The 21,177-nt window shown below is 42.8% G+C and carries 23 protein-coding genes; 12 read left to right on the top strand and 11 right to left on the bottom strand.

Annotated features, from left to right (window positions below):
- Positions 1 to 69 precede the first annotated feature (69 nt).
- The 9 genes from HMPREF2086_RS08355 (at position 70) to HMPREF2086_RS08310 (ending at position 7,801) form a co-directional block, all read left to right on the top strand.
- A complete protein-coding gene (locus HMPREF2086_RS08355; protein WP_023928328.1) occupies positions 70 to 447 on the top strand; it encodes a hypothetical protein in 378 nt (125 codons plus the stop codon).
- A 99-nt stretch (positions 448 to 546) separates the two neighbouring features.
- On the top strand, positions 547 to 816 hold the full coding sequence (locus HMPREF2086_RS08350; protein ID WP_023928327.1) for a hypothetical protein: 270 nt from the start codon (positions 547 to 549) through the stop codon (positions 814 to 816).
- Positions 813 to 1,073, top strand: a complete 261-nt coding sequence (locus HMPREF2086_RS08345; protein ID WP_023928326.1) for a type II toxin-antitoxin system RelE family toxin — start codon at positions 813 to 815, stop codon at positions 1,071 to 1,073. Before HMPREF2086_RS08350 ends, HMPREF2086_RS08345 begins: the two co-directional genes overlap by 4 nt.
- A 50-nt stretch (positions 1,074 to 1,123) precedes the next feature.
- Entirely contained in the window at positions 1,124 to 2,245 is a 1,122-nt protein-coding gene (gene purU / locus HMPREF2086_RS12550) for a formyltetrahydrofolate deformylase (RefSeq protein ID WP_023928325.1), read from the top strand.
- Positions 2,246 to 2,559: 314 nt separating this feature from the next.
- Positions 2,560 to 3,849 carry an O-acetylhomoserine aminocarboxypropyltransferase/cysteine synthase family protein gene (locus tag HMPREF2086_RS08335; RefSeq protein ID WP_023928324.1) on the top strand — a complete coding sequence of 430 codons (1,290 nt, stop codon included), beginning with the start codon at positions 2,560 to 2,562 and terminating at the stop codon, positions 3,847 to 3,849.
- 153 nt (positions 3,850 to 4,002) lie between these two features.
- Positions 4,003 to 4,317: a type II toxin-antitoxin system RelB/DinJ family antitoxin gene (locus HMPREF2086_RS08330; RefSeq protein ID WP_023928323.1), complete on the top strand. Its 315-nt coding sequence runs from the start codon at positions 4,003 to 4,005 to the stop codon at positions 4,315 to 4,317.
- 3 nt (positions 4,318 to 4,320) lie between these two features.
- Positions 4,321 to 4,587, top strand: a complete 267-nt coding sequence (locus HMPREF2086_RS08325) for a type II toxin-antitoxin system RelE/ParE family toxin (RefSeq protein ID WP_023928322.1) — start codon at positions 4,321 to 4,323, stop codon at positions 4,585 to 4,587.
- A 22-nt stretch (positions 4,588 to 4,609) separates the two neighbouring features.
- Positions 4,610 to 5,509 carry a homoserine O-succinyltransferase gene (locus tag HMPREF2086_RS08320; RefSeq protein WP_023928321.1) on the top strand — a complete coding sequence of 300 codons (900 nt, stop codon included), beginning with the start codon at positions 4,610 to 4,612 and terminating at the stop codon, positions 5,507 to 5,509.
- A 573-nt stretch (positions 5,510 to 6,082) separates the two neighbouring features.
- Positions 6,083 to 7,801, top strand: a complete 1,719-nt coding sequence (locus HMPREF2086_RS08310) for an OmpP1/FadL family transporter (protein ID WP_051397686.1) — start codon at positions 6,083 to 6,085, stop codon at positions 7,799 to 7,801.
- Positions 7,802 to 7,932: 131 nt separating this feature from the next.
- Here the strand turns inward: HMPREF2086_RS08310 and HMPREF2086_RS10980 are convergent, their stop codons facing one another.
- From HMPREF2086_RS10980 to HMPREF2086_RS11705, 7 genes are all read right to left on the bottom strand, one after another.
- Positions 7,933 to 9,267 carry a phosphonoacetaldehyde reductase gene (locus HMPREF2086_RS10980; RefSeq protein WP_023928319.1) on the bottom strand — a complete coding sequence of 445 codons (1,335 nt, stop codon included), beginning with the start codon at positions 9,265 to 9,267 and terminating at the stop codon, positions 7,933 to 7,935.
- On the bottom strand, positions 9,264 to 10,934 hold the full coding sequence (locus HMPREF2086_RS08300; RefSeq protein WP_023928318.1) for a thiamine pyrophosphate-dependent enzyme: 1,671 nt from the start codon (positions 10,932 to 10,934) through the stop codon (positions 9,264 to 9,266). Before HMPREF2086_RS08300 ends, HMPREF2086_RS10980 begins: the two co-directional genes overlap by 4 nt.
- Positions 10,935 to 11,018: 84 nt before the next feature.
- Complete coding sequence (locus HMPREF2086_RS08295) at positions 11,019 to 11,789, bottom strand: TylF/MycF family methyltransferase (protein ID WP_232219101.1); 771 nt, start codon at positions 11,787 to 11,789, stop codon at positions 11,019 to 11,021.
- The gene (locus HMPREF2086_RS12170) at positions 11,755 to 11,910 is read right to left on the bottom strand and encodes a hypothetical protein (protein WP_023928316.1); all 156 of its coding nucleotides are present in this window, start codon (positions 11,908 to 11,910) and stop codon (positions 11,755 to 11,757) included. The genes HMPREF2086_RS08295 and HMPREF2086_RS12170 overlap by 35 nt, the downstream gene beginning before the upstream one ends.
- Positions 11,911 to 12,063: 153 nt before the next feature.
- Positions 12,064 to 13,359, bottom strand: a complete 1,296-nt coding sequence (gene aepX, locus HMPREF2086_RS08290; RefSeq protein ID WP_034561702.1) for a phosphoenolpyruvate mutase — start codon at positions 13,357 to 13,359, stop codon at positions 12,064 to 12,066.
- 64 nt (positions 13,360 to 13,423) lie between these two features.
- A complete protein-coding gene (locus tag HMPREF2086_RS08285; protein WP_023928314.1) occupies positions 13,424 to 14,521 on the bottom strand; it encodes a class I SAM-dependent methyltransferase in 1,098 nt (365 codons plus the stop codon).
- A gap of 208 nt (positions 14,522 to 14,729) precedes the next feature.
- Positions 14,730 to 14,882 carry a hypothetical protein gene (locus tag HMPREF2086_RS11705; protein ID WP_156921328.1) on the bottom strand — a complete coding sequence of 51 codons (153 nt, stop codon included), beginning with the start codon at positions 14,880 to 14,882 and terminating at the stop codon, positions 14,730 to 14,732.
- Here HMPREF2086_RS11705 and HMPREF2086_RS08280 point away from each other — a divergent pair.
- A complete protein-coding gene (locus tag HMPREF2086_RS08280) occupies positions 14,861 to 15,118 on the top strand; it encodes a ComEA family DNA-binding protein (protein WP_023928313.1) in 258 nt (85 codons plus the stop codon). The genes HMPREF2086_RS11705 and HMPREF2086_RS08280 overlap by 22 nt on opposite strands.
- A 201-nt stretch (positions 15,119 to 15,319) precedes the next feature.
- Here HMPREF2086_RS08280 and HMPREF2086_RS08275 read toward each other — a convergent pair whose 3' ends face one another.
- From HMPREF2086_RS08275 to HMPREF2086_RS08265, 3 genes are all read right to left on the bottom strand, one after another.
- Positions 15,320 to 16,246: a radical SAM/SPASM domain-containing protein gene (locus tag HMPREF2086_RS08275; RefSeq protein WP_148374514.1), complete on the bottom strand. Its 927-nt coding sequence runs from the start codon at positions 16,244 to 16,246 to the stop codon at positions 15,320 to 15,322.
- Between the two features lie 111 nt (positions 16,247 to 16,357).
- Positions 16,358 to 17,107 carry a dephospho-CoA kinase gene (gene coaE, locus HMPREF2086_RS08270; RefSeq protein WP_023928311.1) on the bottom strand — a complete coding sequence of 250 codons (750 nt, stop codon included), beginning with the start codon at positions 17,105 to 17,107 and terminating at the stop codon, positions 16,358 to 16,360.
- Between the two features lie 31 nt (positions 17,108 to 17,138).
- The gene (locus tag HMPREF2086_RS08265; protein WP_023928310.1) at positions 17,139 to 18,002 is read right to left on the bottom strand and encodes a spermine/spermidine synthase domain-containing protein; all 864 of its coding nucleotides are present in this window, start codon (positions 18,000 to 18,002) and stop codon (positions 17,139 to 17,141) included.
- A 440-nt stretch (positions 18,003 to 18,442) separates the two neighbouring features.
- Between HMPREF2086_RS08265 and HMPREF2086_RS08260 the strand changes: the two genes are divergently transcribed.
- Positions 18,443 to 19,063 carry a TRAP transporter small permease gene (locus tag HMPREF2086_RS08260; protein WP_023928309.1) on the top strand — a complete coding sequence of 207 codons (621 nt, stop codon included), beginning with the start codon at positions 18,443 to 18,445 and terminating at the stop codon, positions 19,061 to 19,063.
- Between the two features lie 201 nt (positions 19,064 to 19,264).
- Complete coding sequence (locus tag HMPREF2086_RS08255) at positions 19,265 to 20,560, top strand: TRAP transporter large permease (protein ID WP_023928308.1); 1,296 nt, start codon at positions 19,265 to 19,267, stop codon at positions 20,558 to 20,560.
- A 145-nt stretch (positions 20,561 to 20,705) separates the two neighbouring features.
- On the opposite strand, the gene HMPREF2086_RS08250 is transcribed toward HMPREF2086_RS08255, so the two are convergent.
- Entirely contained in the window at positions 20,706 to 21,140 is a 435-nt protein-coding gene (locus HMPREF2086_RS08250; RefSeq protein WP_023928307.1) for a hypothetical protein, read from the bottom strand.
- Positions 21,141 to 21,177 lie beyond the last annotated feature (37 nt).

The raw sequence follows: 21,177 nt of genomic DNA, 5'->3' as shown, positions 1-21,177 counted from the left end.
CAAATGGGCGAATGGAGATTAAAACCTAAAGACGCAAAATTATTTGATGATTTTTAAAAAGGATACACGATGAAAAACCCAAATGATAACGCTATATGCCAAGACTTAGCGCAAAATCTTACAAAAATTTTCCAAGACAATATCAAAGATTTTGATATTGATTATGTTAGCAGTGGGATATTTGAGTATGGCGATGGCTTTGTGCTATTGTTAGCACCATTTGACAGCGAGGAAGCAGAACTAGCCACTAATGAAGTTAAGCGAGTGGCGAAGCAAAATAGCGAATCTATCGTTCAAACAATCAAACAAGCTACACAAGAAAATGGCGAGGTTGTGGAGGTTGAGTTTGATTGTGAGGAAATTTTTATGGATAATTATGGCAAATATGATATTGATTTGTCTGAAGTAATCGAAATTTCTTTACCCTTTAGGGCTTATGAGCAATAACGCGATTTTGGCTACTTTGGCTTTGATTGAAATAGCGATTGGCAAAGTTTGCAAGGGCAATTGTGCTATAATCGCTAAAAATTTCTAAAAGGAGTAACAATGACACTGCAAGTCCAAATCAGTGAGAAAAATAAAAGCGAGATTATGAGTGCGATACGACTGCTACGCGGTGTGCGTGAGGTAAGCGAATCGCACAAAATAAGCGAGTCTAAAAAATTGCGCAAAACACGGGATTTAAGCAAATCAAAAGAGGAAAAACTCCCCATAGAAACCAAAGCCGACTACAAAGCGTGGAAAAAAGCGCGAAAAGAGCTTGAGCGGGGGGAAACTTACAGCCTAGAGAGTGTCAAAAAAGAGCTAGGGCTATGAAGTATAGGGTTGATATGAATAAAGAGGTGCGAAAGTTTTTGCACACCCACCCCGAAGTAAGCGCGAAGTTTATATCTGCGCTCGAGCAAATCGCGCAAAATCCATTTGACAACGCGCTTGATATAAAGAAGCTGCAAGGACAATCGCACAAATACCGCTTGCGAATCGGCAAATATCGCCTGCTGTATGAAATCATCGATGAGCAGATTTTGATTTATGCCTACAAGGCGCAATCTCGCGGCGATGTGTATAAGTGATTTGGCAAGGCAAAATCGCGCTTAAAAATTACATTACTTAAAGAGGGAAAATGCACTACACTCTACTAATCACCACGCAAGATAGCGCGGGGCTAGTCTATAAAATCTCGCGCATACTCTATGAAGCGGGTGCAAATATCGAGCGGCAAGATGAGTATGTCGATAGGGAAAATGGGCTGTTTTTTATGCGCACGAGCTTTGTGGTGGGTAGTGCAAGTCTAGATTCTAGAGCTGATTTGGAATGCCAAGCGCAAAATCTAGCACAAAGCACAAAATCTAGCACAAAAACCCACCCCCTAGCCCCACTCGTGCTGCGGGAGGGGGAAAGTAAAGAAAGCGCACAAAACTATATCTCGCACACCTCACACGCTGTGAAAAAGGACAATAGAGAATCTACCCAAAACTCATACACCGCGACAAAATCTAGCCAAAATCTAGCCACAGATTCTGACATTTCTACAAATAGCGAGAATCCCGCGCTAGATTCTCACGCGCAAGGCGCGCTAGAAGCCACACTAGAATCCAAACTCAAATCCGTCCTGCCAAGTGGAGCAAAAATCTCCCTCAAAAAAGCGGGCAAAAAATCCCTCATAATCCTAGCCACCAAAGAAAATCACTGCTTAGGCGACTTGCTCTTGCGCCAAGAAAGCGGCGAGCTAAACGCGGATATAAAAGCTGTCATCGCCAATAGAGTCGAGCTAAAAAGCCTTGTAGAGCGATTTTCTATCCCGTTTTTTTGGGTGGATAGCGATGGGATTTCGCGCGAGGAGCACGAGGGCAAGATAGGCGAGATTATTGAGCGATTTTCGCCCGATTTGCTTGCTTTGGCAAAGTATATGCGGATTTTATCGAGTGATTTTACCTCGCGCTATGAGGGCAAAATCATAAACATTCATCACAGCTTTTTGCCCGCATTTATCGGGGCGAACCCCTACAAGCAGGCTTTTGCGCGAGGGGTGAAAATCATCGGTGCGACCGCGCATTTTGTAACCAACGAGCTTGATGAGGGACCAATCATCGCCCAAGACATTATCCACATAAACCACACTTACAGCTGGCAGGATATGCAAAAGGCGGGGCGCGATGTCGAAAAAAGTGTATTCGCCCACGCGCTTGACTTGGTGCTACACGATAGGGTGTTTATAAACGGCAACAAAACGATTGTGTTTTAGATTGCGCTTTGATTGTATTGGAGGGCTCGGGGATTTTAGGGATAGTTTGTGGGCGATTTGTGAGGTTTGGCAAAGACAATTTTTGCAATGCTCTATTATTTGGTGCATTTTATATAGTTGTTAAGTTTTTGGCAAAATTTTGCAAAAAATTGCAAACACATATTGTGTTTGTTAATTTTTAATGCTATATTTCCATTTGTAAAACGCACAATTTTTCAAAACCAAAGTTTTTTATAAAACCAAAAGTCAAAAAATATTGTGCGAAATCAAACGCGCGAAAGTAAAAGCGCGAAACCACACTTAAGGAGCATACAATGCCAAATTTACCACATACGAACTACGCACCTGAAACGCTTGCTTTGCACGCAGGATACACTTATGATAGAGAGCGCACTTTGAGCGTGCCGATTTATCAAAGCACGGCTTATAGCTTTGAGAGCTTATCTCAAGCAGCTGCAAGGTTTGGCTTACAAGAGCTAGGCAATATCTACTCTCGCCTTACAAGCCCTACTTGCGATATTTTGGCACGCAGGCTTGCCGACATTGAGGGAGGTAGCTTTGGGACAGTGGCTTCTAGCGGAAGTGCCGCGCTTTTTTATACCTTTGCCAATCTAGCCCAAAATGGCGATAATATCATCTACGCAAACAAAATCTATGGCGGCACACAGACTTTGCTAGTGCATACGCTAAAGCGATTTGGCATAGAAGCTAGGTGCTTTGATGTCGATGATATAAGCACTTTAGAGCCACTTATAGATTCTAAGACAAAGGCGATATTTTTTGAGTCGCTATCAAATCCGCAGATTTCTATCCCTGATGTCGAGGGCATAGTCTCTATCGCTAGAAGCCACAAAATCGCTACGATTTGTGATAACACGGTAGGCACGCCATTTTTGTTTCGTGGATTTGAGTATGGCATAGATATTATCGTTTATAGCCTTACCAAATACATTAACGGCGCGGGAAGCGGACTTGGCGGGGCGATTATCGAGGGGCAAAGCCTTAGCCCACTGCTAAAGGACAATCCACGCTACCCAGCGTTTAACACCCCAGATGAGAGCTATCACGGGCTAGTCTACTCTAGCTTGCCTCTGCCCTTTTTTAGCATTCGTATCATCACAGAGTGGCTACGCAATATCGGTGCTACGCTCGCTCCACAAGTGGCTTGGATACATTTGCAAGGCTTAGAAACTCTCCCCCTTAGAATCAAAAAGCATAGTGAAAATGCCCTAAAAGTCGCAAAATTTTTGGAATCCCACAAAAAAATCAAAAAGGTAGACTGCCCTGCCCTAGAATCAAATCCCTACCATTCGCGCGTGAAAAAATACTTTAGAGATTCTCTCTCTAGCGGGCTTTTTAGCTTTGAAGCGCAAAGCTATGAGGAAGCTCTAAAGATTTGTGATAATCTCACGCTATTTTCTATCACGGCAAATATCGGCGATAGCAAATCGCTAATCATTCACCCAGCCTCGACTACGCACTCCCAGCTATCGCACGATGAGCTAAAATCCGCAGGAATCCACCCTGCTGATGTCCGCATAAGCGTAGGGCTAGAAAATGCCGATGACTTAATCGCAGACCTAAAACGAGCGATAGAGCTATAAAAATACGCTTTTAACGCCTTTTTTTGTGTATTTTTGCATTGCAAAGTTGCTTCTTAATAGATTTTGCTTGTCAATTTTGTGCTACCAAAAATAGTGCAATATATGGTATAATGCCTTATTTGTATTTCAAATTAAAGCAAAAAGGAGCTTGCAATGCAAACAACACAGACGATTCGCCCAATTCAGCACCAAACCATAAATGTAACCTTTAGAATGGATAAGGACGATAAGGCGCGATTTGAGAGTATCATAAACGATATGGGGCTAAATCTTAGCTCCGCGTTTAATGTCTTTGCCAAAGCCGTGATACGCGAAAATGCGATACCTTTTAAACTGCAAGGCGAGGGGAAGATTCCAAACGAAGAAACGCGAAAAGTGATAGAAAATATCGAAAAAGGCGTGAATTTGGAATCTGTAACGATTGAGCAGCTAAAAGCCGAGTTTGAAGCACTAAAAGCGAAAGCATAAGCGATGAAACTAAAACGCGAGAAAAAGTTTATAAACGACTTATCAAAGGCGCGGTTAAGCGATAGTGAGTTTAACAAAATGATAGAGTATTTTTCTTTACTAGTTAATGATAAGCCACTACCACCAAGCGCAAACGACCACGCACTAAATGGGGAATATGCCAAATATAGGGAGTTTCATATCGGTGGCGATAAGTTAGTGATTTATAAAATCGCTGATGATACAATTTACCTAGCGCGAATCGGCACGCACGCCCAACTTTTTAAGTAGCAATCACAAAGGAGGTAGCACTATGCCAATCATTATTCCCAAAGACATTCCAGCATTTGGCGCACTGCAAAAGCGCGCTTTTGTAATGGATACTGCGCGAGCCAAGCACCAAGACATTCGCACCCTAGAGATTCTCATCATAAACCTTATGCCCACAAAGATTCAGACAGAAAATCAGCTTTTGTCCCTGCTTGCAAACTCCCCCTTGCAAATCAATATCACCCTCCTTACCACGCAAAGCTATGTAGGTAAAAACACGCCCAAAAGCCACCTAGATAAGTTCTATGTGCATTTTGATTCTATCAAGCATAGGAGTTTTGATGGCGCGATTCTTACAGGTGCGCCTATCGAGCATTTGGAGTTTGAGGAGGTAGAGTATTGGAAAGAGTTAGTAGAGATTATGGAGTATTTGCGCAAGCACTGCACTTCTACGCTATATCTTTGCTGGGGAGCTATGGCTGGGCTATATCATTTCTATGGTATCCAAAAGCAAGCCCTAGACAAAAAGTTATTTGGGATTTTTAGCCACTCTATTAAGTGCTCTGATGTGCTATTTACAGGGCTTGGTGATAGTGTGAAAATGCCCCATTCTCGCCACTCTAGTATGAATCCAGCCCATATCTATGCCCAGTGCAAATGCTCGGAGCTAAAGATTCTCCTAGAGGGCAAAAAAAGTGGCATAACCGCCCTAAAAGATAGCAAAGATATATTTGTGCTAGGACACCCAGAGTATGACGCAGATACGCTGCTAGCAGAATATGAGCGCGACAAGGCTAAAAAGCTCCCCATAAAAAAGCCCAAAAACTACTTTAGTAAGCAAGGCAAGCCAAAGTTCTCTTGGCGTGCGGATTCTAGCGTGATTTTTAGTAATTGGCTCAATTTTTGCGTGTATCAAGATACGCCTTTTGTTTTGCCAAAGTGAGTTTGAGCCCGTTTTTGAAGTCGTTTTTTTTTTTTTTTTTGGTAAAATGGCTTTTTGGTTCTTTATTTGCATTGAGTGCGTTTATTGTTATATTTACGTGCTCGTTTGTCATTGCGAGATTTTGCGAAAATCTAAAAGAACCCACCCCCAAACCCCCTCCGCAGAGGGAGGGGGCTTTTAAATGAGAAACTTCCCCCTCTACCACAATTTTATCATTTGCGGGGAAGTGGCTAATAAAGAAAAAGTCCCTCCCCGTAGCAGAGGGATTTAGGGAAGGGTATATTAGTGGTGTATTTGGAATCAAAAAGTATATTTTTATCGTATAGAAGTTTTATTGTCATATTGAGCTTTTGCAAAAAGCAAAATATCTCATTTCCCCCTCCCTCTGCGGAGGGGGCTAGGGGGTGGGTAGATTTTCGTTTGAGATACTTCGGGCTTGAAAGCCCTCAGTATGACAAAATCAAAAAAGTCAAAAAACACAAAAAAAACAAAATCGAGGGAATAGATGCAAAAAAAAATCATATAACGATTCTTGTGTCGGCACTTTTGTGGCAAAATCTAAAATTAAGGAAAATGAATTTGTATAAAAAATACATAAAAATCTTAGCATTTTTTGCATTTGTATCTAGCCTAAGTGCAAATGGATTTAAAATCCAAGAGCAAAGCCTAAATGCCACTGCACTTAGCTCGGCTTATGTAGCAGGGGCTAGAGGAGCGGATGCTAGCTATTACAATCCCGCAAATATGGGGTTTAGCAATGATTGGGGAGAAAACAAAAGTGAATTTGAGCTAGCCACTTCGCTGATAAAAATCCCCGGCTTTAGCTTTGATGTCCCTACGACAAATCAAGGGCTTTACTCAAAGACTACGCTAAGGTTTGAAAAAAGTATGGACGACATTATCACAACTATGAAAAAGATTTTCCCCGGTCTAGGACTAGGAAGCTTGCAAGAATCTATCATACTAAACCACTCCGACCCAGACTCTCAAATCATCACAGGTAGCACGGGGGATACGAACTTTATCTTGCCCAAATTTTTTTACAAATCCCGCACCAATCACGGAGTAACGCTAGGCTTTAGCTTTGTGGCTAGCTCGGGGCTAGCTATGGAGTGGGCAGGCAAAGGAGGGGAGTTCCTCCAAGATGTGTTTATAATGATGATAGAAGCAAGTCCAAGTATATCTTGGACAATCGCAGATAGACTCTCTGTGGGGTTTGGTTTGCGTGGAATGTATGCTATGGGGAAATTTAACAATGTCGTGTATGTCCCGCTAGATAAAGAGGGTAAGGGAATCTCACTTACCACTGAGCAAATCATAAACCTAGCTAAACACCCAGAAGCCCTAAATATACTTATCCCAGAATCCATACGAAATGGAATTGTAGGAGATGTATTAAAAAACGATTTTGTATCGGGATTTTTAAAGATTTTTGGGCTTAATGTCAAAATAGATGGCTGCACCACAGGCGGGGTAGAATGCGTGGATTGGGGTGCGCTAATGGGTAGCGTAACAAGCGAAACCACCAATCTTTATGGCACTTCCAAAGTCTATCAAAAGTCAGAGGGAAGTGATTTATCCGTGGGGTATCGCTTGGCAGCTTCGCTAAGAGTGATAGATAGCGGTATGCTAAGTATCGTGTTTAACTCCCCTGTGAAGTTTGATATGAGCGGGGAGGTAAAAGCCCTTACTTATGTAGGTGGTGCTATGGGCAATGTGCTTACCACCGCTCCGCTAAAAATCGCCGTGCAAATGCCAGAAATCCTAACTGTGGCTTATGCCCAAGAGTTTTTCGACAAAAGAGTGCGACTAGAGGGAGTGTATGAGCGGACATTTTGGAGCAGGGGGTGGAAGTTTAATGTAACGCCAGACTTTGAAAACGCCAAATATGAGGGGCTAAGCGGGCTTGTAAGCTACCGAGATGTGTGGGAGACTCAAGGAGGTGCTAGCCTAAAAGATATGGTGGGTATCGCTGACTTTGGTGTGGTAAGCAATATGGGTGCGGGCTGGAGGGATACCAATACCTTTCGGCTAGGAGCGACATATCTAGGCAAAAAAAATCGCCTTATGGGCTCTATCGCTTATGATGCCGCCCCAAGCCCGCAGGACAAAATCGGTATCCCCGATAGCGATGGCTATATGGTAGGAATCGGTGCGAAGCGCAATTTTCGAGGGTTTGACTTCGGGCTAGCAGGAAGCTGGACTTATAAGTCATCTATGTCCTCTATGTATCACAGCGGCGGGCTAGGCGGACTATATATCTACACCGCTTCACTTGGCTATCGGTGGTAGGGGTTTGGCGCGTCTATGGCGTGATGATTTTGGTTGATTTTTCGGGTGGTTTTTTGGTTTGTGTCTTTTTTGATTTTTTACATTGTGCAGGGGTTTGTTTTTTATCTTGGGTGAGAGATTTTAGCCAAAAATTAGCCCAAAAGTGCTTCTCTCAAAAACACCTCTTTCACGCGCTTGATGTCAAAAATTCCGTTTTTTGCTCGGGCGTTTAGAGTGGCAAAGATTTCATTGATAAATGCAGAGTCTAGCCCATAGTCTTTTGGATTTGGCGAAATCTCTAGGGCTTCAAAGACTTCCAAAAGTCGTGCCCTAAATGGCGATAGAAGCGTGTAAGCGTGGCTTTGCTTTGGCAAGCACTCCAAAAGCAAGGGCAGACTAAAGCTACACGCAAGCCCGTGTGGCGTGCCAAATCTCATTGTCAGCGGATAGCTTAGCGCGTGAGCTAGTGCGGTTTGGGTGTTGCTAAATGCAAGCCCAGCACACATACTCGCCTGCATTATGCTTGTTCGCAACTCTAGCGATTGGAGATTTTCTGCCAAAGCGGGCAAGTCGCGCAGGATAATCTCTATGGAGCGTAAGGCGTGGTGCGTGGAGATAGGGTTTGCGTTGTTGTTCCAAATGGACTCAAAGCTGTGGCTTAGCGCGTCAAGTGCCGTGTGTATCGTAGTCTCGTGCGACAAACTCAAAGTCAATCTCGGGTCATAAAACGCTTCTTTTGGATAGAGAATCTCATCACTCAAAGAGTGCTTGATAAAGGCGTCATTATCCCAGATAGTCGCCCAGTGGGTAAGCTCACTGCTAGTGCCAGAAGTGGTGGGGAAAGCATAGATAGGCTTTGCTTGGACATTGTCTTTTGGGCTGTGTCTTGTCGGCGATTTTAAGGGAGATGCTTCACGCACTTCGCTCAATGGACGCTCAAGTCCTATTTTCGCTCGCGCGTTCGCACAACCCTTAAAATCACTCGACAATACTTCGCCCAGCGAGTTTGTAGATTCGGCGGATTCGTGCGATTTTGTGGCATTTGAATCCAATTCTAGTATTTGTGGTGGAAGTTTTGTATTTGGAAAAAATTTTGGGCGTGAGACTAGACTAATGGTCTGCGAACGCTCAAAATTTTTTCCAAGTGCGAAAGATGCACCCAAAGACGAATTGTATGCACTGAAAAACTTCGCGCTATCTATCACGCTCCCGCCCCCAAGCGCGACAATGCAATCAAAATCTTTAAGCCTAGAAGCTATATCACCCAAATGCTTTAGCTGCGGATTTGGCAAAATCTCATCGACAACGCCTACAAGTTGCTTACCAAAAGCGTTTGCAATCTGCTCACTTAGCCCCCTTTTGCTAAAGCCCTTGCTTGTAACGAGCAAAAATCGCTCATTTTTGCACCTCTGCGCCAAGTCGCCAATCGCACTAAGCCAATCCACGCCAAAGTGGATTTTCACGGGATTGTGATAGGTAAATTTCATTGCTTGCTTGCCTTTATAGTTTGTGTGTCTGCACATTCTAGATTTTCATTTAGCCACGCGCCAAATCGCAATGCCACTTGCTTTGGCGTGATTTTGGGGCGTCCTAAGTTTTTTTTGCTCCCCTTTGCGATTGAAAGGTAGATAAACCACGCGCCACCACTTTTCGCGCTTACAAACTCGCCCAAGAGTTTGTCAAACTCATCTAAAGTTTGCGCTTCCCTTGCCACCGCGTAGCCACAAGATTTTGCGATAGCGACAAAATCCACAAAAGGCGAGAGGTTGAACTGCCCGCCCGTGCTATCGTGGCTTTGATTATCTAGCAGGATATGGCAGAGATTGCCCTTGTTTGCGAGCTTTGCGTAGTAGGCATTGCCACTTAGCGTGCCAAGTCGCATAAGCAACGCACTATCGCCATCAATAGCGATGACTTTTTTGCGCGATTTGAGTGCGATGCCTAGCCCTAGCGCACTCACACAGCCCATAGAGCCCACCATATAGAGCTGATTTGGCTTGTCTCCTAGCTCGTAGAGCTCGCGCCCGCATTTGCCTGTGGTGGCGAGTAGGGCGCAATCGTTGCCGAGATTTTGGATAATTTGTAATGCTTCTAATCGCGTGGGTTGCGCGGAGTCTTTTGGGGCGTTGTCTTTGTCATTCTGAGCCGTAGGCGAAGAATCTCTTTGTGCCTTTTGAGATACTTCGCTAAGCTCAGTATGACAAATTTTGCCAAAATCTAGCAAATCTGTGCAATGATTACCCGAAGACGAATTGTCTAAAGGGTTATTTGTGAGGGCGACTTTTTCAAAGCAACTATTACGCACGATAAAAAAGAAACTTTTGTTTGACTCTAGCACCTTCTTAGCTTGTGCCAACTGCTCGCACGCCACCTCAAAGTGTGAATCCAAAAACGCGCACTCTATTTCGCAAGTTTGTAGTAGCTTATCGGTGATTTTCCCTAGCAATTCGTGCTGTGGCTCATCGGTGTTTTGCCCAGCTTGATTTGGCTCGCCACGCAGGGAGACAAAGCCAAGTATGGGGATTTCAAAGGTGTGGTTTAGACTTGTGAGGGGTGAGAGGGCATTGCTTAGCCCGCTGTTTTGCATTAAAACCACGCCATATTTTCTTGGGCTGTGTCTTGTCGGCGATTTTAAGGGAGATGCTTCACCCGCTTCGCTCAATGGACTTTTTTGTCCTATTTTCGCTTGCGTGTTCGCACAACCCTTAAAATCACTCGACAATACTTCGCCCAACGCGCTTGTATTTTTGGCATTTTCGCGGGAATCTTTTACCCACCCCCTAACCCCCTCCGCAAAGGAGGGGGAATTTTTTGAAGCCACACTATTTCCAAAATCGTTACATTCTTTTGCGTTTTTGTGCGGAAGCATTTGAGATGAGAAATCGGGGTTGTGCGAAGCGAGCGAGGAAATAGAACTTTGAGGTTCATTGACGAAGCGAGCGCAAGCACTCCCCGATTTATCGCTCAAAGGCAACGCACAAGCAAGGCTCACTCCGCTTGCGATTGCCACCGCCTCCCCCTCATTATTCGCCATCACAAACACATTCTCATTTATCGCCCAATTTATAAGTGGTGCGAGGTAGCTACAAGGCACGCCCACAAAATCACAAAATCCCATCCGCTTTAGCTCCGCTCCAAAAGCCTCTGTTTGCATTTCTTTATCCTTTTGTTTTTAAATTCGCCCCGCGTGTGTTTCTAGAATCTAGATTCTAGAAACGCCTGCATTCTATCTTACATTCTAGGGCTTGATAATGGCTATGCTTAGATTATCCCCGATTGGAAGTTTTAGCACTGGATTTAGTCGCGACTTACGCATAAATTCGCCCACAGCTTCGCGCACGCCGACATAGCCAGAGGAAAAATACTCGTGGATTAAAATCACGCCTCCGCTTACCATTTTGGGATAGAAAAACTCTAGCCCCGCCAAAATCGGCTCATACAAATCCGCGTCCAAATTGACAAAGCAAAATCGCTCATTCTCGCACCCAACGCTACTTTGGGGAAACCAACCCTTTTTTATGATACACTGCTCTTTGTGTGGCATTTTGCCTAGCACGAGCTCTACGCTTGTGTTTGAGAAGTGCTTTTTGCCTAGACTTGCACCCATTGCGCCGTCTTTGCTTTGGGCTAAGTCTTTGTCCCAAAAGCCCTCAAAAGTGTCAAACAAGTAGAGCACCCTATCGCTAAAGCACTCATTGATTTTGCGTGCGAAATCCCCACGATAGACGCCTAGCTCGGCTACATTGCCCTCTAGATTCTGAGACTTTGCTTCGCTAGCAAAATCTTGCAAAAACGCTTCTCTAGCGCGGACACTTAGCTCGATATGGCTTGTGTCGATTTTCTCACGCGCGATTCCCATTTGTTCTAGTTGAGCGCGGATTTCATAAAACCCTGTGAAAGTGCCAACAATCACGGAGTCAAAATCTAGCTTACTCAACGCCTCGCTTTGCTTGATAGGATAGGCACTCAATGTATTACTCCCCCCCCCCATTAAGCGTGATAGTGCCATTTGTTTTTAGCGGGTCATTGTCGATAAAGCAAAGGATTTGCTCGCCCTCTTTAAGGAGATTTTGTGCGATTAGGCGTCCGCAGTTGCCCGCACCAAAGATTACAATCTTGTTATTGTTCATTTGAAGTTCCTTACAAATTTAGATTTTTAGTTTTACAAGTTCGCGCTTGTGCTTGAATCGTGAATCTAGATTCACGATTACCCACCCCCTAATCCCCTCCGCCACAATTTTATTTTTGGGAGGGAGATTAAGCCAAAAAAATCAAGCACACGGCTAAATAGTGCCCGGGATTAGGGAGAGTATCTCTTTTACGCTCATACATTGCCCCTCTATTTCCGCGCTTCTGTCGTGCTCCAAAATCCCCTGCGCGACTTGCTTCATCGCTATGAAGCTCGCTCTAAGCAAGTGATTTGCATAGATGATGATATTTGCCCCTGCCTCTCCTAGCTCACGCGCCGTGATTTCATTGAAGCTCGTTGGCACGACTACGATAGGCGTTAGTGAGTTTTTGGCGCGGAATGCGCGTATAAAATCCAAAATCTCCTTTGGGTCTTTGTGGCGAGAGTGTATCATTATGCCATCAGCTCCTGCCTCGACATAAGCGAATGCACGGGTTAGTGCGTCTTGTAAGCCTTTATCCAAAATCAAACTCTCAATGCGTGCAATAATCATAAAATCGCTTGTGATTTGTGCTTCTTTGCCTGCGCGGATTTTGTCGCAAAAGTCTTCAATGCTATCTTGGGTTTGCTCGACATCGTTGCCTAAAAGTGAGTTTTTCTTTAGCCCCGTTTTATCCTCGATGATACACGCGCTCACTCCTGTGCGCTCTAGACTGCGAACAGTGAAAGCGAAATGCTCGACTTTCCCACCCGTGTCGGCATCATAGATAAGTGGCTTAGAAGTTACTTCAAAGATTTCATTTATGGTGTTTAGCCGACTTTGTAGCTCTACTGCTTCTATGTCTGGCTTGCCACGACTTGTAGAATCTGTAAGCGAACTACTCCAAAAGCCGTCAAACTCGATTTTTGTGCCGCCGTGATTTACGAAAGCATTTTGTGCGATGAGCGCAGAGATTGCCGAGTGCGTTTCGATAAAGCGCAAAGGGACTTTGGCATCTATTAGTCTGCGAAGCAGAGAAAGCCTAGCATTGGTGCTTATGCCTATGGCTCTGGCGTTTGCGTTTAGCTGCGTGGAGCTAATGCCCTCTGTATAGCTTGGCTCGATAAGTGTGCCACAGCCTAGCTCCTCTAGCGTGTCAAGCACATTTTGACGGGTTTTGGTTTGTGCGCCACTTTTCCAATCATCGCCGTGTATGACAAAGGCGGGCTTTAGCGCGCGGATATTGCCCTCATAGCTTAGCGTGTCTTGGGGGATTACCCTATCGATAAATGCGATAGACTCTAGCACGGCTTTGCGCTGCTCGTAATTCATATAAGGCAGGCGTTTGTAAGAAGCGATTGCCTTATCAGTAAGCAGTCCTACGACTACTTCGCCCTCTATCTCATCGGCGTGCTGCTTGGCGATTTTTAGGATATTGATATGCCCCGGGTGGATTAAATCCGCGCTCATAGCGACATATACGCTAGGTTTTGTGCTGTGTTTTTGGCTTTTGTTGGGGGTTGTGTGGCTAGGATTATGCGGCATAGGATACTCCTAGCTCGCTAGAATCTAGCTTGATGAGAATGACAAAGGCGTATAAGGCTTGGTCGCGCTCTTTTACTCTCTCTCTCTCTCTCTCTCTCTCGTTGCGTGCGATGCCAACTACGCGGAAAAAGTAGTCATCTTCGCCATTAAATGGCGCAAAGCCTCTGTCCTCTTTGGCAAAGTGGATTGTGAGATTTAGCTGGGATTCTAGAACTTCACAAAGGCTTTCAAAATCTACAAACCTGCGATAATGGCTATCGTGGATAAAGGCATTTGCTTCTCCCTCCACAGGTTCGCCCTGTTTATATAGGGAGTTTTTCTTGCCTCTTGCTTCGATAGCGACAATCCCGCTTGGAGCAAGGAAGTGTGGGATTTGGGAGAGGAGGTTTTCTTGTTGTGCGTGCGTGATAGAATGGAGCGTAAACCGTGAGTAAATGCAATCAAAGCGTGGGTTTAGCGACAAATCGATGAGCTTACTACTTGCTTTGTCAATGAACCTTTGAGTTCTATCTCCTCGCTCGTGGTGTAACAACCCTGATTTTTCATCTAAAACATTTTCGCGTTGGGTAGTGAGCGCGTCATCTTTTGTGCCACTAAACGCGCTATCTACCCCCCCCCTCTCAAAAATCGCGCTAAGGTTGGTAAAATCCCCTGCGATAAAGTGTGGGTTTGCTATGCCTTTTGTGGTGGTGGCGCAATGCTTGGCAAGGTAGCTAATCTCATCAGCCACTTGGTCTATGGCGGTGGTTTGGATTTTGTTTTTGGCAAAAAATAGCGCGTCTCGTCCGTTGCCACAACCTAGCTCGAGCAATGAGAGAGTGTCTTGCGGTGTGTGAGAGCTTTTTGTGCCTGCTTGCGCGTTTTGTGCGTTGTTTGCGCTTAAAGTTGTATTTGCGTTTGCGTGCGTGTTTGCGTGCGCTTTGGCGTTTGTGTGTATTTGTGCGTTGTATGCGTGGGAATTTGCGTTTGATTTTTTATCCACTTGCATTTGGCGTAGGTAGCTATCCCACACAAACTGCGCAAATAGCGAGGGCTTACCCCCAACCTTGTGCTTAGCATAAAATTTAGTCCAATAGCTTTTGTCCATTCGCGTCCTTCATAATGTGGTTTTTGTTTGAATTATAGCTTAAATGAGTTAGCAACACATTAGAGTGCAAGTCTAGCGTGTAAAAACACACAAAATAACAACAAAAATGAATAAAATTTATAAAATACCCAATATTTTAAGCGCACATTAAGTGTAGTGTAGTTAGAATCGCGCTTTTTTGTTGTGCTTGAATTTAGCATCTAGACACTTAATAAAAAGTATTTATTTTTAGCCCTGCCTTGATGAAGTGGCGATGAAATTTCTTTGATTTTGCTTGTTCTATTTTGATAGATTCTGCCGACATAAAAAACTTATAAAACTTCAATAAAGGACATTTCAATGAAAAAACTTCTAGTTGCATTTTTACTCCCTCTTTTTGTATTTGCAAACTTTGCTTTGGCTGCTATAAACCTCAATACTGCCACGAAAAAAGAGCTAATGACTTTGCAAGGAATCGGTGATAAAAAAGCTGATGAAATCATCAAATACCGAACAAAAACACCTTTTAAGAAAATCGAAGAACTAAAAAACATAAAAGGTATCGGTGCAAAGCTATTTGAAAAAATCAAAGATAAGATTGAAGTAAAGCAAAATTAAGCAGAGTGGAGATAGAGCAGTGTTTTAAGCGACACAAAGCAAAATGAGGTAATCTTTATTTGCTTTGTGTTGCTCTTGTTGTTTTGCTTTATTTTGCTTGCGACATTTTGCCTCGTTTTTTGTATCTTTGTTTTACGGCTTTAAGTTTTACTTTTTCTATTTCAAAAACTATCTCAAATCCCCACCAAAAACTTCCAAACCTCACTCCCAAAATCCACAGATTTTGCAAAGATTTTCACGCACCTCTCCTATCTCAAATCCTGCGATGATATTTTGTGCTCGCTTGCTTGATAAAATCTGCTTTAGTGGTGTGGTAAGAATATTGCCTAGATTTATCTCTCCTTGTGCGTCCATACAGCAGGGGACTACTGCACCATTGCTTAGGATTCCCACTTGTTCGCGCAAGGCATAGCATTTGTGATTTTTTCGTTCATTTTTAGGTGCAAATCCAGCCCAAACAAAGCTATTTTTTACCACCAAAAGAGCATTTTTCCACAAGCGGATTCTGCCCTTTGCATCAAGTAGCTCCTCTATCTTGCCCTCCATAAATAGCTTTTTTGCTTTTCCGCTATTTATGCCATTTCTACTAGCACTTCTATCCCAAAATCCAAAGTCCACAAATGGAGCTAAAAATTTTGTAATGATTTGCAACATATCTTTATCTTGCAATGTGCGCTTATCTTGGATTCTAAGGTTTAGAAAAACGCGTGGATTTGCTATGTGTATGTCAAAAACTTTTGTAAGAGAATCAAGATAGACGCTAAATCGTTTATCGCTAGAGTGAGCGAAATTATCCACGCCTGCTTCTAGCGAAATAGAGAGCTGATATATAGGCGGAGATAAAAGCATATCTAAGCTATGTTTGGCAAAAAATGCACCTGAAGTAACTAGCTCAATTTGTGGAGATTTTGATTTGTTGCGTGCCGCTTCTAGGTATAAATTTAGATTTGGCAACGCGCAAGGGTCGCCCAAAATATGCAAAGCAATGCGCCTACTAAATCTCAAAGCCTCCTCCAAACAATGCCCAAAATCCTCCACACTCATAATCCCCCTTTTTCCTTTAGTAGCGGGACAAAAGCTACAAGAGAGATGACAAATATCACTAAGCTCAATATAGATTTTTTTCACAGCGATTTCCAAAAATAAACTCGTAAATACAAGGTAAATCACACCACAGATAAATAACAGATAAAGCAAGCGGAAAAATATTTAGTGCGTATTTTATATCACGCTTGCTTTTTATCTTTTCTCGCACAAATCAAGCATTTCTATGAAGTCTTTTAGGCTAGATTCTAGCTCCTCTAAAGTTGTGTTGTTAAACAACACAAAATCACTTTTTTGCATTTTTTCTACACTTGGCATTTGAGAATTTATCCTCTGCTGTGCTTGCTCTAGACTAAGCAAATCCCTGCGCAAAATCCGCTCCAACTGCAAGGCTTTGGTCGTAATGATACTTAAGGAAAATCGTGCGTTATACCGCGCTTTTCCACCGCTCTCAAAAAACAGCGGTATGTCTAAAAAATAGTATTTTTTTTGCTCGTTATTTTGTGATGTTTGAGACAAAGTTTTTTCTAGCTCTTGGGCTTTGGCATAGATTTTGGCGTGGATTTGTGGGTGGGTTATGGATTCTAAGAGTTTGCGTTTTTTATCATCTGCAAAGATGATTTTACCTAGCTCTTTTCGATTGATTTTGGGCTGTGAGTTTTGAAAAGATTTTGGGGTGGATTTCACACTCAAATCAAAATCTAGCAAAATCTCTTCTCCAAATATTTCTACAAGTTTATCTGCGTTTTCTTCTAGCACTTGATGAGCGATACTATCAGCACACACCACGCTAAACCCCCACTCTTGTAGCATTTTTATGCAGGTGGATTTCCCGCTTGCGATTCCCCCTGTAATCACAATAGCGTGGGGCAAAAATGGTGAATCCAAAAACAATGAATCACAGATAATCTCATCGTTGCTACTAAAATCATCAATCTTTGACATTTTTATTCTTTAAGTTTTTAGGATTTGTATGCTAGCTTTTGATTAGATTTGTGCTTGCTAGATTTGTGCTTAGTGCAAATGCAGCCTCGTGTATGTCGGCATTATAATAGGCTAGATTTTCTATCATATCGCATTTTTGTAGCCAAAAATCAGCTAGCGGGTGAATGCGCTTGGAAGCAAAAACAAATGCTTTGTGGCTAAAAATGGGTGCAAAAAATGGCATAACAATGCTAAAAAATTTGCCAAAATCTTTTAGTGAAATCTCAAACTCTGCTTCCTCAAAAAGCGGGTGAGGCAGTGGAGCGATAAAGATACTTTCTTCTTGCATAAGCCTTATTAAAGCGTCTATTTCGTGTGGATTTGGCGTGCGGTTATGAATGATTAGGGAGTATTTTTGGATAGGCAAATCAATCATTTTCGCGCAATGTGTAAAAAGCGGATTTTCTCTCACTTCTTTAAAATGTGGCAAAAAGCTGATAAGAGAATCAAGCACTTTGCTATCGCTTTGGACAAAAAATGTGTGCATATCGTGCTTAAAAAGCTGATATGCAATCTCTAGATTAAACCCCCCTACTATCAAAGCGTTGTGTGGTATCAAGGAATTGTGCGCAATAGCTTGGTTACTAGATTGTGTGTTTGCTTTATCTGTGGTTAGTGGATTTGGTGGGGTTTGTAGTCTCTCTTGGATACAGCACGCACCGATATGTGCCACTAGCTCACTCTCTATGTGCAAAAACTTCTCTACAAGCACTTCGCTTTCATCAAAAAGTGCGATTTGCCCTAGTGCGTCCGTGCGAAAAAGCTCCAAAATATGCTCGCTTCTCACATCCAAAATCTTATCTTTTATCGCGTATTCTTCTCGAAAGTTTTTCCCTATCTGTCGATTAAGCCACATTCTTATTTCCTTAAATATTTATATGCAAAATTTGGTAATAAAGTAATTAAAAAACACATTATAAAACACTAAAAATATGAAAACGCTTAAATGAGCGGAAATTTTGGGTTCATAGTGTTTTTTAGTATTTTGGGTTTTTATCGTATTAGATTTATTTTTTGTTTTTATCTTTTTTGTTTATTTCTTAATGCTGTCTCAAATTAGCTAGTTTTGCTAGATTTTATAAAAACTCTCTAAAAAGTTTTAAAAACACCATAAAATGTTATAATGCAGAGTATGGCTTGCATTGCAAATACACAAATAGTGCAAAATAAGCCAAAATCTGCTAGTCCTTTTTAAGCAAAATTCAAGTGAAGCAAAAATAAGTAGTGCTAAAAATCAAAAAGCATAAAACTTAAAAAAGCCAAAACGCACTTAAAAAGGCTAGATAAGGAATCATAATGAAAACTCTGCTTTTATACTTGCAAAAGCCTTTCAAATGGGCTCATCTAAGCCCTAGCGTAAATAAAATCTTCTCTATCCTTGATGTCATCATCGCTGGTATAAACAAAAATATCGCCGTGTTTGGACTAGCAGTAGGTGTAGTCATAGTCGCGCTAAATGTCGCTACGCGCTTCATCGCAAGCATCTACCCCGAAGTGCACTCACTCACTTGGGGTGAGGAGCTATCAAGCTATTGCTTTATATGGAGTGCGCTTTTTGGTGCGGCGTATGGATTTCGCAAAGGAGTGCATATTAGCGTTATGGTGCTTGTGGAGAGATTCCCCCCCGCGCTTGCAAAGGCTTGCGTGATTTTCTCTCACATTTTAAGCGCGGTGTTTTTGGCATTTATGGCGTATGCTGGATTTTTGACAGTGGAGCTGTATATGGATTTGGGGAGATATAGCGAGGCGTTTCACAATGTGCCTTTGTGGATTTTCCTAGTGTGCTTGCCATTGTCGTTTTTGGGTGCGACTTATCGCGTGATAGAAAAAATCTATGAAGTATCGTGGATGGAATCATCTAAAGTAGTCAAGCGCACACAAGATGAGATAATGCACGATGTGGCTGTGAAAGAATAGCGTGTGAGTTAGAGGAAAATACTTTGAAAAAGTGTGGTTTGCTTTGGGAAGTTAAAACTTGGTAAGTCAAATAGATTCTCTTATTTGTAAGGGGTTCTATTTGGTAGATTTTTAAGTTTTAGACACCAAAAGAGCTTAGAATAAAAAATCCACCAACACAAAATCAAAAGTTTGTTTAGTCTGTTTATAAGGAGAGTTTAGATGAGTATCATTGTGCTATTTATATTGTTATTTGCATTGCTTCTAGTTGGCGTGCCTGTGGCGGTTTCGCTTGGGATTAGTTCGCTTGTGTGTATGCTACTTTTTACTAGCCACGACATTAGTGGAATCCCAGATATTTTTATCTCCGCGTTTAAGCCCACACTTATGGCGATTCCTATGTTTATCCTAGCAGGTTCGCTACTAAGCAAAGGAAGTGCCGCAAATCGCATAGTAGATTTTGCCAAATCACTTGTAGGACATCTCCCCGGTGGGCTACCTATGAGCGCGATTCTAGCTTGTATCATATTTGCTGCGGTAAGTGGTAGCTCGCCTGCTACGGTGGTAGCTATCGGCTCGGTTATGTTTATCGCCATAAGAGAAGCGGGATACCCAAAATCTTATGCCGTAGGTGCGATAACCACAGCAGGAAGTCTGGGGATTTTGATTCCACCAAGCGTGGTAATGATAGTCTATGGAGTAACGGCAAGCGGGCTAAGCGATTTGCAAGGCAGAGAAATCGTAGTTTCTATCGAAGCGTTGTTTAAAGCAGGGATTATCCCCGGTCTAATGATAGGTGCTATGATGATGGTATATGCTTACTTTGGTGCAAAAAGGCTAGGATACAAAGCGAGCAAAAGAGAATCTTTCAAAGTAAGGCTAAAGCAGTTTTTGCGTGCGTTTTGGGCACTGCTCATCATCGCAGTGGTGATAGGTGGAATCTATGGAGGAGTATTTACCGCCACAGAAGCCGCAGGCATCGCCGTGGTGTATGCCTTTATCATCTCGGTATTTGTCTATAAAGACTTAAAGCTAAAAGACTTATACGCAGTGTGCTTGGATGCGGCGATAACCACGGCGATGATATTTCTCATCATCGGCTGTGCAGTGGTGTTTGCACATTTCCTCACAAGCGAGCGCATACCTCACAGCATAGCGGAGTTTCTTATCCAAAAGCAGATGACTTGGTGGATGTTTTTAATCGTGGTAAATGTATTGCTTTTTGTTATGGGGCAGTTTATGGAGCCTAGCTCGGTAGTGATGATAATGACACCTCTGCTATTACCTATCGCTGTATCACTTGGCATAGACCCTATACACTTTGGGATAATAATGGTGGTAAATATGGAGCTAGGTATGATAACACCACCTGTGGGGCTAAATCTCTTTGTGGCTAGCTCTCTCACAGGACTTAGCCTAAAAGATGTCGTTATATCTGTGCTTCCGTGGCTAATGGTAATGCTAGTGGGATTGGTGCTAGTAACATATATACCGCAGATTTCACTTGCGTTGGTGTAGATTTCATATAGATATTTGTGTGGGATTTTGGCACAAAGTTTTTATGCCAAAATCGTGCGTGAGATTTTTGCGCTAGATTTTGTGGGGGATTTTTGCGTGTGGGATTGTTCCATAGGATTGCAGATTTTGTGCGCAAAAGTTTTTCCTAGCCATTGTGCAAAACCACCTCGCAAAGCACTTGTGTAGTCATCTTATCTTTTTGCTTGTCGCGCCATTTTACGACATATTTTACCTTTGCTTGCTTTTCTAGCTCATAGCCTTGTGCGATTTTATCACGCAGTGTTTGTGCTAGCTTTTTTGAGAGCCTACCCACGCATTTTTGCACGCATTTTCTCTCCACATATTTATCCTCCGCATATTTATTTTCCGCGCACTTGCCCTCCACGCTTTTCCCTTGCACACCTTTATTTTCCACACCTCTGCCTTGTGCGCCTTTGCATTTATAGAGTAGCTCTATGTCCTCTCTATCGCGCACTTCACACATTTCCCCCGCCATTATGCGCAAATCTTTAAGGTTATTTTGCGCCACTTCATAGCTAGGGCATTTTTTAGCGTGGAATGCAATCGCACCAAAATACAAAACCACACACCTTGAGTAATTTTAAAAGGTTTATAAA

It is taken from the genome of Helicobacter macacae MIT 99-5501 (assembly GCF_000507845.1).
Classification (GTDB): Bacteria; Campylobacterota; Campylobacteria; order Campylobacterales; family Helicobacteraceae; genus Helicobacter_B; species Helicobacter_B macacae.
Note: the sequence above shows the minus strand (reverse complement) of the source record. Positions and strands in the feature narration are given on the sequence as shown.

Coding starts and splice junctions, on each gene's coding strand:
- HMPREF2086_RS08355 (WP_023928328.1), top strand. CDS start 70: ATGAAAAACCCAAATGATAACGCTATATGCCAAGACTTAGCGCAAAAT.
- HMPREF2086_RS08350 (WP_023928327.1), top strand. CDS start 547: ATGACACTGCAAGTCCAAATCAGTGAGAAAAATAAAAGCGAGATTATG.
- HMPREF2086_RS08345 (WP_023928326.1), top strand. CDS start 813: ATGAAGTATAGGGTTGATATGAATAAAGAGGTGCGAAAGTTTTTGCAC.
- purU (WP_023928325.1), top strand. CDS start 1,124: ATGCACTACACTCTACTAATCACCACGCAAGATAGCGCGGGGCTAGTC.
- HMPREF2086_RS08335 (WP_023928324.1), top strand. CDS start 2,560: ATGCCAAATTTACCACATACGAACTACGCACCTGAAACGCTTGCTTTG.
- HMPREF2086_RS08330 (WP_023928323.1), top strand. CDS start 4,003: ATGCAAACAACACAGACGATTCGCCCAATTCAGCACCAAACCATAAAT.
- HMPREF2086_RS08325 (WP_023928322.1), top strand. CDS start 4,321: ATGAAACTAAAACGCGAGAAAAAGTTTATAAACGACTTATCAAAGGCG.
- HMPREF2086_RS08320 (WP_023928321.1), top strand. CDS start 4,610: ATGCCAATCATTATTCCCAAAGACATTCCAGCATTTGGCGCACTGCAA.
- HMPREF2086_RS08310 (WP_051397686.1), top strand. CDS start 6,083: ATGAATTTGTATAAAAAATACATAAAAATCTTAGCATTTTTTGCATTT.
- HMPREF2086_RS10980 (WP_023928319.1), bottom strand. CDS start 9,267: ATGAAATTTACCTATCACAATCCCGTGAAAATCCACTTTGGCGTGGAT.
- HMPREF2086_RS08300 (WP_023928318.1), bottom strand. CDS start 10,934: ATGCAAACAGAGGCTTTTGGAGCGGAGCTAAAGCGGATGGGATTTTGT.
- HMPREF2086_RS08295 (WP_232219101.1), bottom strand. CDS start 11,789: ATGGCACTATCACGCTTAATGGGGGGGGGGAGTAATACATTGAGTGCC.
- HMPREF2086_RS12170 (WP_023928316.1), bottom strand. CDS start 11,910: ATGAACAATAACAAGATTGTAATCTTTGGTGCGGGCAACTGCGGACGC.
- aepX (WP_034561702.1), bottom strand. CDS start 13,359: ATGAGCGCGGATTTAATCCACCCGGGGCATATCAATATCCTAAAAATC.
- HMPREF2086_RS08285 (WP_023928314.1), bottom strand. CDS start 14,521: ATGGACAAAAGCTATTGGACTAAATTTTATGCTAAGCACAAGGTTGGG.
- HMPREF2086_RS08280 (WP_023928313.1), top strand. CDS start 14,861: ATGAAAAAACTTCTAGTTGCATTTTTACTCCCTCTTTTTGTATTTGCA.
- HMPREF2086_RS11705 (WP_156921328.1), bottom strand. CDS start 14,882: ATGCAACTAGAAGTTTTTTCATTGAAATGTCCTTTATTGAAGTTTTAT.
- coaE (WP_023928311.1), bottom strand. CDS start 17,107: ATGTCAAAGATTGATGATTTTAGTAGCAACGATGAGATTATCTGTGAT.
- HMPREF2086_RS08265 (WP_023928310.1), bottom strand. CDS start 18,002: ATGTGGCTTAATCGACAGATAGGGAAAAACTTTCGAGAAGAATACGCG.
- HMPREF2086_RS08260 (WP_023928309.1), top strand. CDS start 18,443: ATGAAAACTCTGCTTTTATACTTGCAAAAGCCTTTCAAATGGGCTCAT.
- HMPREF2086_RS08255 (WP_023928308.1), top strand. CDS start 19,265: ATGAGTATCATTGTGCTATTTATATTGTTATTTGCATTGCTTCTAGTT.